The organism is Actinopolyspora alba, assembly GCF_900112765.1.
GTDB lineage: Bacteria > Actinomycetota > Actinomycetes > Mycobacteriales > Pseudonocardiaceae > Actinopolyspora > Actinopolyspora alba.
Genome location: NZ_FOMZ01000012.1, coordinates 113,915 through 127,200, shown reverse-complemented (window position 1 = coordinate 127,200; position 13,286 = coordinate 113,915). Strand labels below are relative to the sequence as shown.

The 13,286-nt window shown below is 67.2% G+C and carries 13 protein-coding genes; 8 read left to right on the top strand and 5 right to left on the bottom strand.

Annotated elements, in window-relative coordinates; translation table 11 throughout:
• Positions 1-45: 45 nt before the first annotated feature.
• On the bottom strand, positions 46-642 hold the full coding sequence (locus BM150_RS18230; RefSeq protein ID WP_092928517.1) for a TetR/AcrR family transcriptional regulator: 597 nt from the start codon (positions 640-642) through the stop codon (positions 46-48).
• A 189-nt stretch (positions 643-831) separates the two neighbouring features.
• On the opposite strand from BM150_RS18230, the gene egtA reads away from it, so the two are divergent.
• From egtA to egtD, 4 genes are read left to right on the top strand one after another with little or no spacing between them, the layout of a single operon-like run.
• Positions 832-2,130 carry an ergothioneine biosynthesis glutamate--cysteine ligase EgtA gene (gene egtA / locus BM150_RS18225; RefSeq protein ID WP_139219583.1) on the top strand — a complete coding sequence of 433 codons (1,299 nt, stop codon included), beginning with the start codon at positions 832-834 and terminating at the stop codon, positions 2,128-2,130.
• Positions 2,102-3,448: an ergothioneine biosynthesis protein EgtB gene (gene egtB / locus BM150_RS18220; RefSeq protein ID WP_092928516.1), complete on the top strand. Its 1,347-nt coding sequence runs from the start codon at positions 2,102-2,104 to the stop codon at positions 3,446-3,448. Before egtA ends, egtB begins: the two co-directional genes overlap by 29 nt.
• Positions 3,449-3,460: 12 nt before the next feature.
• Complete coding sequence (gene egtC / locus BM150_RS18215) at positions 3,461-4,285, top strand: ergothioneine biosynthesis protein EgtC (RefSeq protein WP_092928515.1); 825 nt, start codon at positions 3,461-3,463, stop codon at positions 4,283-4,285.
• Between the two features lie 4 nt (positions 4,286-4,289).
• A complete protein-coding gene (gene egtD / locus BM150_RS18210) occupies positions 4,290-5,261 on the top strand; it encodes an L-histidine N(alpha)-methyltransferase (protein ID WP_092928514.1) in 972 nt (323 codons plus the stop codon).
• A gap of 50 nt (positions 5,262-5,311) precedes the next feature.
• On the opposite strand, the gene BM150_RS18205 is transcribed toward egtD, so the two are convergent.
• From BM150_RS18205 to BM150_RS24955, 4 genes are all read right to left on the bottom strand, one after another.
• A complete protein-coding gene (locus BM150_RS18205; RefSeq protein WP_092928513.1) occupies positions 5,312-5,608 on the bottom strand; it encodes a hypothetical protein in 297 nt (98 codons plus the stop codon).
• Positions 5,605-5,826 carry an HC3 family zinc finger protein gene (locus BM150_RS18200; protein WP_092928572.1) on the bottom strand — a complete coding sequence of 74 codons (222 nt, stop codon included), beginning with the start codon at positions 5,824-5,826 and terminating at the stop codon, positions 5,605-5,607. The genes BM150_RS18205 and BM150_RS18200 overlap by 4 nt, the downstream gene beginning before the upstream one ends.
• 204 nt (positions 5,827-6,030) lie before the next feature.
• Positions 6,031-8,850 (bottom strand): aconitate hydratase AcnA, encoded by a 2,820-nt coding sequence (gene acnA / locus BM150_RS18195; RefSeq protein ID WP_175496900.1) that lies wholly within the window; start codon positions 8,848-8,850, stop codon positions 6,031-6,033.
• A gap of 263 nt (positions 8,851-9,113) precedes the next feature.
• The gene (locus BM150_RS24955; RefSeq protein ID WP_281243727.1) at positions 9,114-9,242 is read right to left on the bottom strand and encodes a hypothetical protein; all 129 of its coding nucleotides are present in this window, start codon (positions 9,240-9,242) and stop codon (positions 9,114-9,116) included.
• Positions 9,243-9,534: 292 nt separating this feature from the next.
• Between BM150_RS24955 and BM150_RS18190 the strand changes: the two genes are divergently transcribed.
• The 4 genes from BM150_RS18190 to BM150_RS18175 all read left to right on the top strand — a co-directional run bounded on the left by BM150_RS18190 (position 9,535) and on the right by BM150_RS18175 (position 13,231).
• Positions 9,535-10,668 (top strand): glutathione-independent formaldehyde dehydrogenase, encoded by a 1,134-nt coding sequence (locus BM150_RS18190; protein ID WP_092928570.1) that lies wholly within the window; start codon positions 9,535-9,537, stop codon positions 10,666-10,668.
• 277 nt (positions 10,669-10,945) lie between these two features.
• Positions 10,946-11,329 (top strand): hypothetical protein, encoded by a 384-nt coding sequence (locus BM150_RS18185; RefSeq protein ID WP_092928512.1) that lies wholly within the window; start codon positions 10,946-10,948, stop codon positions 11,327-11,329.
• Positions 11,320-12,240: an SAM-dependent methyltransferase gene (locus BM150_RS18180; protein ID WP_217641736.1), complete on the top strand. Its 921-nt coding sequence runs from the start codon at positions 11,320-11,322 to the stop codon at positions 12,238-12,240. The genes BM150_RS18185 and BM150_RS18180 overlap by 10 nt, the downstream gene beginning before the upstream one ends.
• 37 nt (positions 12,241-12,277) lie before the next feature.
• The gene (locus BM150_RS18175; RefSeq protein WP_092928568.1) at positions 12,278-13,231 is read left to right on the top strand and encodes an EamA family transporter; all 954 of its coding nucleotides are present in this window, start codon (positions 12,278-12,280) and stop codon (positions 13,229-13,231) included.
• Positions 13,232-13,286: the final 55 nt, after the last annotated feature.

Below are 13,286 nucleotides of genomic sequence, written 5' to 3'. Positions count from 1 at the left end.
GGTTCGGGGCATCGCACACGCCGGGCCGTGCAGGGGAGCGCCGGATCACACCCCGCCGCCGCGGTGGCGACGTACGCTCTCCTCCACCAGATCCAGCACCGGGTCCATGTCGTCAGCGGGAAACCCCATGGCCAGGTGCGAGACGAGTCCTTCCAGAACCAGCTCCAGGTACGCGGTGAGCACGTCCACATCGACGTCGTCACGCAGATTGCCCGAGCGGTGCTGCCGGTTGAGTCGTTCCCTGGTCGCGGCGGTGAGCTGCTCGGAGCGTTGTGCCCACCTGCCGCGGAACTCCTCGTCGGTCCGCAGCCTGCGGGACACCTCCAGTCGGGTGCCCAGCCAGTCCGCCCCGGGAACACTTCCGCTGCCGTGCGGATCGGAAAGCAGGTCGCGCATCACTTGCACCAGCCCCTGCTCGGCGACGACGTCGGCCATCCGGCCCGCGTCGTCCTCGGCCAGCGCCAGGAACAGCGACTCCTTGTCCTTGAAATGGTGAAAGATCGCGCCGCGGGAGAGCCCGGTGGCTTCTTCGAGCCTGCGCACGGTCGCACCCTCGTAGCCGTACCTGGCGAAACAGGCACGTGCGCCGTCCAGGATCTGACGGCGTCGCGCCTGCAGGTGGTCCGAGCTCACGCGGGGCATGGACTGATCGTCGCAGCTCGCCGATGTTCTCGCAATCCGTACGTACGTTTTGTGAACTCGCCTGCCCACGCGACGGAATGCGGGGTTTCATAGCAGTCGCCGCTCGCGGACCGCAAGTGGTGCGTATCCCCTCGAACGACGGTAATGTCAACGTGAACACCAGAACACAGGCGGTGATGGAACGTGGCCATGCCCATCGATCGGGATGATCCCGTCGACCCGGCGGTCCACGAGGTACCAAAGTCGCGCTTGCGGAGCCGTGCTGACGCGGAGGCCTACGTCGCCTCCGTGTGTTTCAAACACGGTCCACCCCGCTTGCTCGGCATCGAACTCGAATGGACTGTCCACCATGCCGAAAATCCCCGAAAGCCTCTGGATCCCGAACGCCTCAGACAGGCACTCGGATCCCACACTCCCGGCTCACTGGCCCCGGAAAGCCCGAACGACGGACTGCCGAACGGATCGGCACTGACTCTCGAACCGGGCGGCCAGATCGAAATCTCCAGTGCCGCGCACGAATCGATGAGCGAACTGCTGGAATCACTGACAAGCGACATCGCCTACGTCCGCGAACTGTGCGACCGCGCCGGCCTGGTGCTCGGCGCTCGCGGTATCGATCCCTGGCGCCCACCGCGTCGACTGCTCCCGGTGGCGCGTTACGCGGCCATGGAGCACGCGTTCGACCGCATCGGAAGTGGTGGCAAGCGGATGATGTGCAGCACAGCCGGCATTCAGGTGTGCCTGGACATCGGCGAGCGGGACCGCCTCGGAACGCGCTGGGCGGCGCTGCACGCCCTCGGCCCGGTCCTGACCGCGACGTTCGCCAATTCGTCCACCGTGCTGGGAGGCGACACCGGCTGGGCTTCGGCCCGGGCACGGTCCCTGCTGCACACCGATCCACCCCGCACGCGCCCCGCGCCGATCACAGCCGATCCGGCCGCGGACTGGGCACGGCACGTGTTGGACGTTCCGGTGGTGTGCCTGCGGCGTGACAACGGCGACTGGACCGCTCCGAGCGGGATCAGCTTCGCCGAATGGATCGGTGGTTCACTCGAAGAGGCCCCCACGCGTGACGACCTCGACTATCACCTGACCACCATGTTCTCCCCCGTACGTCCCCGCGGCTACTTCGAGGTGCGCTACATCGACGAGCAGGAGGGGGACGAGTGGATGCTGCCCGCCGCTGCTCTGATCGCCCTGTTCCGCAGCGAAACCGCCGTGGACAAGGTGATCGAGGAGACCGCCGCGGTCGCTGACAGCTGGGTGGACGCCGCGCGCCACGGACTCGCCGATCCCGAACTCGCCCGGGCGGCCGAGGCCGTTTTCGACCTGGCCTGTCGTTGTTTGGAAGCTCTTCCCGACAGTCCCGCCGGGCTGGCCGAGCGGGTGGCCGAAACCGTACGACGGCGCCTCGAAACAGCCCGTGCGGCGAACGAGCCATCCACCACAGGAGGACGACGTGAGCACTATCGGCCCCGAATCGGCTGAACTTACCCCGGACGACCTCAAGAACCGCGTCGCCGTTGAGCTGGAGCGAACCAGGCAGCGCAGCATCGCCCTCACCGACGCGGTCGACGACGACGATCTCGTCGCGCAGCACTCCCCGCTGATGTCGCCACTGGTCTGGGACCTGGCCCACGTCGGCAGCCAGGAGGAGCTCTGGCTGGTGCGGGACGTCGGTGGACGCTCCGCACTGCGACCGGACATCGACGATCTCTACGACGCCTTCCAGCACTCGCGGTGTGACCGCCCCGAACTGCCACTGCTCGGCCCCGACGAGTCACGCGACTACATCGCCACCGTCCGCGACAAGGCCCAGGACGTGCTGCACCGGGTGCGTCTGGACGACAGGCCTCTGGTGGAGCGGGCCTTCGCGTTCGGAATGATCGTGCAGCACGAGCAGCAGCACGACGAGACCATGCTGGCCACTCACCAGTTACGACGCGGCGATCCCGTGCTGCACGCTCCGGATCCACCCCCGGTGGCCGAAACCCCGCTGCCGTCGACGGAAGTGTTCGTCCCGGCGGGCACCTTCACGATGGGAACATCCAGCGAGCCCTGGGCACTGGACAACGAACGCCCCGCTCACCCCGTGCACGTACCCGACTTCCACATCGACGCCCATCCGGTCACCAACGCGGACTTCTTCCGCTTCATCGAAAGCGGCGGTTACCAGCACTCCCGCTGGTGGAGCGAGGAGGGGTGGCGACACCGCGAACACGCGCGACTGAGCGCCCCGCTGTTCTGGCGGCGCAGCGGTGACACCTGGTGGCGCCGCAGGTTCGGCAGGATAGAACGGGTTCCCCCAGAGGAACCCGTGGTGCACGTCAGCTTTCACGAGGCGCAGGCCTACGCGAACTGGGCGGGCAAACGTCTTCCCACCGAAGCGGAATGGGAGAAGGCGGCGCGGTTCGATCCCGCCACGGGGAACTCCATGCGCTATCCGTGGGGCGACCGCGAACCCACTCCCGAACGGGCCAACCTCGGCCAGCGGCACCTGCGTCCCGCTCCGGCCGGTGCCTATGCCGCCGGGCGGTCGCCGTGCGGCGCCGGACAGCTGATCGGTGACGTCTGGGAGTGGACGTCCTCCGATTTCGCCGCTTACCCGGGGTTCGAGGCCTTTCCCTACCGCGAGTACTCGGAAGTCTTCTTCGGTACGTCGCAGAAGGTGCTGCGCGGCGGATCGTTCGGCACCGACGCCGCGGCCTGCAGGGCCACCTTCCGCAACTGGGACTTCCCGGTTCGTCGGCAGATCTTCGCCGGATTTCGCTGTGCACGCACCCCCTCGCGGGACGAACTCGACTGAGCGGACGTGGCCATGTGCAGACATGTCGGTTATCTGGGGACGCCGGTGCGGTTGGACGAGCTGCTGCTGCGTCCGTCCCACGGCCTGCTCGAACAAACCTGGGCGCCGAACGACATGCGCCGGGGTGGAACGATCAACGTGGACGGTTTCGGTGTCGGCTGGTACGGCGCCGAGCGCGTCGAGCCCAGCAGGTACCGCGCGGCTGGGCCGATGTGGGCGGACGAGAACTTCGCCGCGCTGGCCCCCGAGGTGTCGGCGGACGCCCTCGTCGGGGCGATTCGTTCCGCCACCAGATCGACTTCGGCCGAGCGGACGGCCTGTGCCCCGTTCCAATCGGGGCGTTGGCTGTTCAGCCACAACGGATCCGTGCCCGGCTGGCCGGACTCGCTGGCCGAACTGGCCGAAAAGCTCGACCCGGTGAGGTTGCTGGCATCGGAAGCACCGGTGGACTCCGCTGCCGTCTGGGCGCTGTTGTCGCAGCGGCTCTCCGATGGGCAACCCCCCGCCGACGCGGTGCGCGACACGCTGGTCGAAGTGGTCCGCGCCGTTCCCGACGCACGGATGAACATGCTGTTGTCCGACGGGAACCTGTTGATCGCCACCAGCTGGACGCACTCGCTGTCGGTGTGCCGGACCGAGAGCGCGGTGGTCATCGCGTCCGAACCCTTCGAACTACCAGCCGCCGCACGGGGAGACCGCGATGGTTCGGCCCCGGCGGACTCGCCGTGGCATGCCGTGCCGGACGGCCACCTCGTCGTCGCCGACCGCGAGGAGACCAGTCTGACCCCGTTGCCGGACATCGAACTACGAGACAGCCCGACCTCCGAGAGCAGGTAACCGGATGCACGCCGTCGAACTGATCAATCACCGTTCCGAGGCCGACGTGGCGCGTGAACTACGTGCCGACGCCAGGGACGGACTCACCGCCGAGCCGAAACGCTTGCCGCCCAAGTGGTTCTACGACGCCCACGGCAGTGAGCTCTTCGAGCGCATCACCGAACTTCCCGAGTACTACCAGACCAGGGCCGAGTACGAGATTCTCGAGACACACGCGCTGGACATCGTGGAGCGCACGGGCTTGGACACGCTCGTCGAGCTCGGTTCCGGGTCCTCCTACAAGACCAGACTGCTGCTCGACGCGATGCGCAAGAACGAGACACTGCGTCGCTTCGTTCCGCTCGACGTGTCGGCCTCCGCCCTGCGTGGCGCGCTCGAAGCCATCGCGTCGGACTACCCGGAACCGGCGCTGTACGGGATCGTGGGGGACTTCGACACCGCACTGGCCGCACTGCCCGAGGAGGGGACGCGGTTGGTGGCGTTGCTCGGCGGGACGATCGGCAACATGCGTCACCGCCAGCGGGTGCGATTCCTGCGCACCGTTCGGGAAGCGTTGTCGAAGGGGGAGTGGCTGTTGCTCGGCACCGATCTCGTCAAGGATCCCGCACGGTTGCGGCGTGCCTACGACGACAGCGCCGGGATCACCGCCGAGTTCAACCGCAACGTGTTGCGCGTGCTCAATCGTGAGCTCGACGCGGACTTCCCGGTGAACGAGTTCGAGCACCTCGCCGACTGGAACGAGGAACGGGAACGGATCGAGATCGGACTGCGCGCTCCCCGCACCATGCGGGTACGGCTGGCCGAACTGGAGTCAACGATCGAGCTGGCCGCCGGTGAAGTGATCGAGACCGAGATCTCGGCGAAGTTCCGGAGGGAACGTGTCGACTCCGAACTGGCCGAATCGGGGTTCGAACCGGTCGAGTGGTGGACCGATCGGGCCGGGGACTTCGCGGTTTCGTTGGCCCGTGTCCGTTGAGGAAGTCGTTCTCGCGGGGTCCAGTCCTCGTACCGCGGTCGAGCACGATTTCACTCGGCCGGTCGGTCCGGTGCGTCGGAACCGTGTGACAGACCGGGAACGATACTCGTCGCGGCTTCCCGCGGTGACGCGGTGAGCATCAGACACGGCAGACATGGCATGCCCGCCGGTCGGTCCGCCGTCTCGGCCACTGTGTCCGGGATGCGCAGTCCACAGTGGGTTGCCCAGTGCTCCGGGAGCTCGCCGCGCCCCGTCGCGTCATCGTCGTCGAGGGTGCAGAGATGGACCTGTCGCCGCGATTCACCAACGAGCCCCGCCCTGTACCGAACGGCTATCGTTCTGCTCATGCCGTCGCTCCGACACGCTCCTTGGCCACGCCCATGCACGCGTCGCAGGTGGGCCACAGCCAGTTGAGCTCGTTCGAGGCCGCCGCCACGACCCGCTTTCCGCACAACGTGTCGAGTCTTTCCCCCTCGTCGTGCTGCTTACCCCCGGGGAGCGGGCCGGCGATGGCGTGCCGTTGTTTCTCGGCGGGTTGCCAGTGATGTTTGAGTTCACTTGTCATGATCACACCTCCATGACGGGAGACGCACGAGCCCGCTGACGGTGATGCTCGCGGGCGTATTCTGTGACCGTTTTCACCCGTCGGAATGAGTCGGGATTCCGAAGACGGAAACTCCCCGTGTGATCCTAATCCTTCTCGAAAGAGCTCGGCGCCGTGGTCCCGTCCGAACGGGACCACGGCGCCGAGAGGGAACTCCGCGACCTGTCAGGAATTGACCATGTTCCGCAGGACGTACTGCAGAATACCGCCGTTCCGGTAGTAGTCGGCCTCACCCGGCGTGTCGATGCGAACGTCCGCGTCGAACTCCACGGTGGAGCCGTCCTCCTTGGTGGCGGTCACCTTCACCGTGGACGGGATCTCACCGTTGTTGAAGGCGGTGATCCCGTTGATGTCGTAGTGCTCGGTCCCGTCCAGTCCCAGTGACCTGGCGGTGCTTCCCGCCGGGAACTGCAGCGGGACGACTCCCATGCCGATCAGGTTCGAACGGTGGATGCGTTCGAACGATTCGGCGATCACCGCGCGCACACCGAGCAGCGCGGTGCCCTTCGCGGCCCAGTCCCGTGACGAGCCGGAGCCGTACTCCTTGCCCGCCAGGACCACCAGCGGCGTGTTCTCGGCGGCGTAGTTCTGCGCCGCGTCGTAGATGAACGCCTGCGGAGCGCCGGGCTGGGTGAAGTCGCGCGTGTAGCCGCCCTGCACGTCGTCGAGCAGCAGGTTGCGCAGCCGGATGTTGGCGAACGTGCCCCGGATCATCACCTCGTGGTTGCCCCTGCGGGAACCGTAGGAGTTGAAGTCCTTGCGCTCGATGCCGTGCTCGCGCAGGTACTGCCCGGCTGGGGAGTCGGGCTTGATGGCGCCCGCCGGCGAGATGTGGTCGGTGGTGACCGAGTCGCCGAGCAGGGCCAGCACCCTCGCACCGGAGATGTCGGTGACCGGTTCCGGCTCCGCACCCATGCCCTCGAAGTAGGGGGGCTTGCGCACGTAGGTGGAGTCCTGGTCCCACTCGAAGGTCTCGCCCTCAGGGGTGGGCAGCTCCCGCCAGCGCTGGTCGCCCGCGAACACGTCGGAGTAGTCGTTGGTGAACATCTCCTGCGTGATCGCCGAGTCGATGGTGCTCTGAATCTCCTGCGGGCTGGGCCAGATGTCGTTCAGGTAGACCGGTTCGCCCGCGGCGTCGTGCCCCAGCGGATCGTTGGCGAAGTCGAAGTCCATCGAGCCCGCGAGCGCGTAGGCGATCACCAGCGGCGGCGAGGCCAGGTAGTTCATCTTGACGTCCGGGTTGATCCGGCCCTCGAAGTTGCGGTTGCCGGACAGCACCGAGACCACCGAGAGGTCGTTGTCCTGCACCGCCTGCGAGATCTCGGTGGGCAGCGGCCCGGAGTTGCCGATACAGGTGGTGCAGCCGTAGCCGACCAGGTGGTAGCCCAGCTTCTCCAGGTAGGGCCACAGGCCGGCCTTCTCGTAGTAGTCGGTGACCACCTGGGAGCCAGGGGCCATCGAGGTCTTGACCCACGGCTTGGTCTGCAGCCCCTTGTCCACCGCGTTGCGCGCGAGCAGCGCCGCGCCGAGCATCACCGAGGGGTTGGAGGTGTTGGTGCAGGAGGTGATGGACGCGATCACCACGGCGCCGTGGTCGAGCTCGAACTCGCCCTTCTCCTCCGAGGTGACCTTGACGGGGTTGGAGGCCCGGCCGTCGGAGCCGTCGGCGGCCGAGAACAGCTTGGGCTTGTCGCCCTCGTCGTGGTGGGTCACGGCGGGGGAGTCGCTGGCGGGGAAGGACTCCTCGCCGGCCTCGTCCAGGGCGGTGTCGTCCGAGCTGACCTGGACGTAGTCACGCAGCGAGCCGCGGAAGGAGCTCTTGGACTCGGAGATCGCGATCCGGTCCTGCGGGCGTTTCGGGCCGGCGATGGAGGGAACCACGCTGGACAGGTCCAGCTCCAGGTACTCGGAGTACTCGGGCTCGTGGTTCGGGTCGTGCCACAGACCCTGCTCCTTGGCGTAGCTCTCCACCAGGTCCAGCTGGTCCTGCGGGCGGCCGGTGAGCTTGAGGTAGCGCAGCGTCTCCTCGTCGATCGGGAAGATCGCCGCGGTGGAGCCGAACTCGGGGCTCATGTTGCCGATCGTGGCGCGGTTGGCCAGCGGGACGGAGGCGACCCCGGAGCCGTAGAACTCGACGAACTTGCCGACCACGCCGTGCTTGCGCAGCATCTCGGTGATCGTCAGCACCACGTCGGTGGCGGTGGCACCCGGCGGGATGTCGCCGGTGAGCTTGAAGCCGACCACCTTGGGGATGAGCATCGACACCGGCTGTCCCAGCATCGCCGCCTCGGCCTCGATGCCGCCGACGCCCCAGCCGAGCACACCCAGGCCGTTGACCATCGTCGTGTGCGAGTCGGTGCCCACACAGGTGTCCGGGTAGGCCTGGCCGTTGCGGGCCATCACGCCGCGCGCCAGGTGCTCGATGTTGACCTGGTGCACGATGCCGGTTCCGGGGGGAACGACCTTGAACTCGTCGAAGGCGTTCTGCCCCCAGCGCAGGAACTGGTAGCGCTCCTTGTTCCGGCCGTATTCGAACTCGACGTTGCGTTCGAACGCGTCCGGCTTGCCGAAGACGTCGATGACCACGGAGTGGTCGATGACCAGCTCGGCGGGAGCGAGCGGATTCACCGAGGACGCCTGGCCGCCCAGCTCCACGACGGCCTCACGCATGGTGGCGAGGTCGACCACGCAGGGGACTCCGGTGAAGTCCTGCATGATCACCCTGCCCGGGGTGAACTGGATCTCGGTGTCCGGTTCGGCGGTGGGGTCCCAGTTGCCGAGTGCGCGTACGTGCTCGGCGGTGATGTTGACACCGTCCTCGGTACGCAGCAGGTTCTCCAGCAGGATCTTGAGGCTGTACGGCAGCCGCTGCGCGCCGTCGACCGCGTCGAGTCGGAACACCTCGTACGAGGAGTCGCCGACACGCAACGTGTCACGGGCGCCGAAGCTGTCCTTGCTCGCAGGTGCGGTCACGTTCCACTCCATCTCGTGACGGGCGTGCGCAAGTTCGGGAACGGCACGGGTCCGGGGAAGTCTCGCGCACTTCGGTGTTCCGTGCGCGCGGACCCTTGCTTCAGCTTAAACAGTACGCTTGTCCTGTATTCGTGCTCAAGGCAGGGTCAGGCGAAATCGAGCCCGAAATATGGCCGTGCGCGTAATCTCGCGGTTTTTTGCCCGGGCGAGTGGTGCGGTCGGCGAGTCCCTTCGAGATGCCCGGCGCGTTCCGCCCGCCGCGAGGTCGTTCGGCCTCAGGAGTCGTCCTCCTGCTCGTCCTCGGTGCTGGGCAGTTCCGCGAGCTGGGCGCGCAACCTGCGGGACCACTCCAGGTCCCGGGCGAACGTCGCGTCGTAGTGGTCGATACCGTGGGGAGAATTCATATGGTCACTGTTTCGATTCGTTTCGTGGCTGCTTTCGCTCTTGTGGCGGTGTGCCGCAGCTGTCCTTCTGACGTTACGTACACGTAGTGCCGGGTCGAGGTTACCGGCGCACACTGGTGGGTAGACACCTGACGTGCGAATACTCATGGATGCGGTGTCGTACGAAGGATCTTCGCCGGCCGGACGGCCACGGGACGGCCAACAGTGTTCCCTCCCGAGCGTGCCGCGTTCGTCCGACGCCGTGGTGATCCGTGACGGCATCGACCTCTCGATGACGGAAGGTGGGTCGAAAATGAAGGCGGTCGTTTATCAGGAACCCTTCTCGGTGGAGATCTCCGAGGTGGCTGATCCCCGCATCGAACACCCCAACGACGTGCTCGTCAGAGTGACCTCCACCGCTATCTGCGGCTCGGACCTGCACATGTACGAGGGCCGCACCGCGGCCGAACCGGGCATCGTGTTCGGTCACGAGAACATGGGAATCATCGAGGACATCGGCAGCGGGGTCACCTCACTGCTGCGTGGTGACCGCGTGGTCATGCCGTTCAACGTCGCCTGCGGATTCTGCCGAAACTGCATGGAGGGCAACACGGCGTTCTGCCTCACGGTCAACCCCGGTTTCGCCGGCGGCGCCTACGGTTACGTGGCGATGGGACCCTACACCGGCGGGCAGGCCGAGTACCTGCGCGTTCCGTTCGCCGACTTCAACTGTCTGAAACTGCCCGCCAACGGGGAACACGAGACCGACTTCGTGCTGTTGGCCGACATCTTCCCGACCGGTTATCACGGCTGCGAACTGGCACAGGTCAGTCCCGGGGACAGCGTGGCGGTCTACGGTGCGGGACCCGTGGGGCTGATGGCTGCCTACTCGGCCCTGCTGCGCGGTGCTTCCCGCGTGTTCGTGGTCGACCGCGTTCCCGAACGGCTCACCAAGGCCACCGAGATCGGTGCGATACCGGTGGACTTCAGCCGCGGTGATCCGGTCGAACTGATCAAGGACCAGACCGAGGGAGCCGGAGCCGACAAGGGAGTGGACGCCGTCGGATACCAGGCGCAGGTCGCCGATGCCTCCAGGGAGGAGCCCGCGACGGTGCTCAACTCGTTGATCGAGAGCGTCCGTCCGACGGGGCGGCTCGGTGTCCCCGGACTCTACGTTCCGTCCGATCCCGGTGGCCCGACCGAGAACGCCAGGCACGGCATGCTCTCGGTCGAGATAGGTCGCATGTTCGAGAAGGGTCAGGTCATGGGGACCGGGCAGTGCAACGTCAAACGTTACAACCGTCAGTTGCGGGACCTGATCATCGCCGAGCGGGCGAAGCCCAGCTTCGTGGTTTCCCACGAGCTGTCGCTCTGGGAGGCTCCCGGCGCCTACACCAAGTTCGACCAGCGCGTCGAGGGCTACACCAAGGTCGTGCTGCACCCCTGAGTGACGCTCGCCCGCGACCCGTGTCGGGCCGTCGCGCTCGGCACGGGTCCGTTTCACGTCCGAGCGGCGAGTCTTCGACGAGTTCGCGCGGGCCTCGCCCGGATGGCCTGCGGTGGGCGACCGAGTTCTCCTGACGGCGCCGACACCGATGATTCCTACCGCGAAATCGTGTCGAAAACCGCGTTTGGCACCACACGTCGTGGCGATTTCGCGAGAATTCGACGGGGCGCGGTAGGGGAGCGTTCCCGTCGGTAGGGCGACACCAGGAGAATCCACGTTGGACAAAATCGGTGACTGGATCGAGGGCTGGCTACACTGGCACGCCTACGTCGAAGCGGACGATGCCTCCGCTGAGCGCAGCGATCGGACGAAGCGGTTGTCACGCAGTCCGGATCGCGTGCTGCACACCCCCGACGACGCCGCCGAGTGGCTGGCCGAGATGACCCGCGAGCACGCTCAGCGGCGCCGAATACGGTTGCTCGGTGAACGCGCCTGGGCCGAACTCGCGGACGAGGACCAGCTCAGCCGTGACCTCGAGCGAGACCTGGAAGTGCTCTGCCACGGCCATTCGCTCTACACCGACGTGCCGCGTGAGACCGATCGGCTGCGGCTGCACGTCGAGGCGGTCGACAGCAGCGAGTGTCGCCTCACGTGCCGGTAGTCCCGGGCCGGAGGCAGCGAGCGGTCTCGGCAACCTCTTCGAGAAGCTCGATAGGATCTCTGTCCGAACCGGCACGAGCCGCTTGGGAGGACATCATCGACGGGCAGCACCCCGAGAGCGACATCGGCGACGACCCCGATCTGTCCAGGCCGAACCTGGCACGGATGTACGACTACTTTCTCGGTGGCTCGGCCAATTTCGAGATCGACCGGCGGGTCGCCGACGAGGCAGCCGAACGCGCCCCCGCCTCGGTGACCTTCGCCGTCGAGAACCGGGCTTTCCTACGGCGAGTGGTGCGCTACCTGCTCGACGCCGGGGTCGACCAGTTCCTCGATCTGGGATCCGGCGTTCCCACGGCCGGCAATGTCCACGAGATAGCGCACGAGCGGGCGCCGTGGGCACGAGTGGCCTACGTGGACCACGAGCCGGTTGCCGTGGCGCACGCCGAACGACTGCTGCGTGACTCGCCCAACGTCACGATCACCAGGGCGGACGCGCGTGACACCGCGACCGTGCTGAACGCGCCCGGGGTAGCCGGGTTGCTCGACTTCGACCGTCCGGTGGCGGTGCTCGCGGTCGCGTTGCTGCACGCCATTCCCGACCAAGACGATCCCGGAGCCATGCTCGCCGCCTACCGTGATGCCTGCTGCACGGGCAGCGCGGTGGCCGTGTCCCATCTCTCCGGGACGGCGTTCACGTCCGACGAACAACAGGCCGTGCGCGAACTGCTCGAGGCCACCCCCACTCCGGTCACCCTTCGTGACCAGGAGGCGATCGGTCGGTTGCTGACCGGATACCGACTCGCCGCCCCCGGACTGGCCCTGCTGCCCGACTGGCGCTCCAACGACGAGAGTCCACCGCGCCACCCCGCGGCCCACGCCAACGGGTACGCTGCGGTCGGCTGGTGCTGATGCGGGGCGAGTGCGCGGCAGCACCGCGAGCGCGGCGATGAACGCGAGACGGTTGCGTGGCCTCGGCCTCGCCTTCGCGGTCGCTTCGGCGTTGTTCTTCGGCGGTTCGGGGCCGTTCGCCAAACCGTTGCTGGTAGCGGGGCTCGGTTCGCTTCAGGTCACGTGGTTGCGACTCGCGGGAGCGGCGCTTTTGATGTCGCCGCTGTTGTTCCGGTATCGCTCCGCGGTACGTTCCGCTCCCGTGGCGGTAGCGGGCTACGGACTGTTCGCGGTCGCCGGTGTGCAGGCCTGCTACTTCGGAGCCATCGCCACCATCCCGGTGGGAGTGGCACTGCTGATCGAGTTCCTCGGTCCCGTCCTGGTGTTGGTGTGGGCTCGTTTCGTGCTGCGGCGTCCCGTCACTCCGATGGCGGTGATCGGTGTGGTGCTGGCAGTGACGGGATTGGCGTTCGTGGTGCGCGTCTGGGCGGGTGTCGCGCTGCATCCCGTCGGATTACTGCTGGGGCTGGGGGCAGCGGCGTGCCAGGCCGCGTATTTCCTGCTCTCCGAGAGCACCGCCTCGGTCAGACCCAGCGCGCTGGCGGCGTGCGGGCTCCTCGTCGGCGCTCTCGTCATGACCGTGCTGGCCCGGCCGTGGCGCATGGACTGGTCGGTGTTGGCCTCGAGGGTCGAGCTGGCCGGGCACGAGCTGCCCGCGGCGTTCGCGGTGGTTTGGATCGTGCTCGTCAGCACGGTGTTCGCCTATCTCACCGGCATCGTGGCGGTGCGGGGGCTGTCCGCGCCGATCGCTGGTGGAGTGGCTTATCTGGAACCGGTGGTGGCCACGGTGCTCGCCTGGTGGTTGCTGCACGAGACGCTGCTGCCCGTCCAGTTGTTCGGCGGTGTGCTGGTGCTGCTCGGAGCGTTCCTGGCGCAGTGGGGCGCACCACTGCGCCCCGTGGACTCCGTCGGTGCGACGGCGGAGGGGACCCTGTCGGGCGGGCGGAGGTGAACGGCTCCGGGAACGCTCGTGCGCTCGCACACCGTGAGCGGTTCGGGAGTTCCGC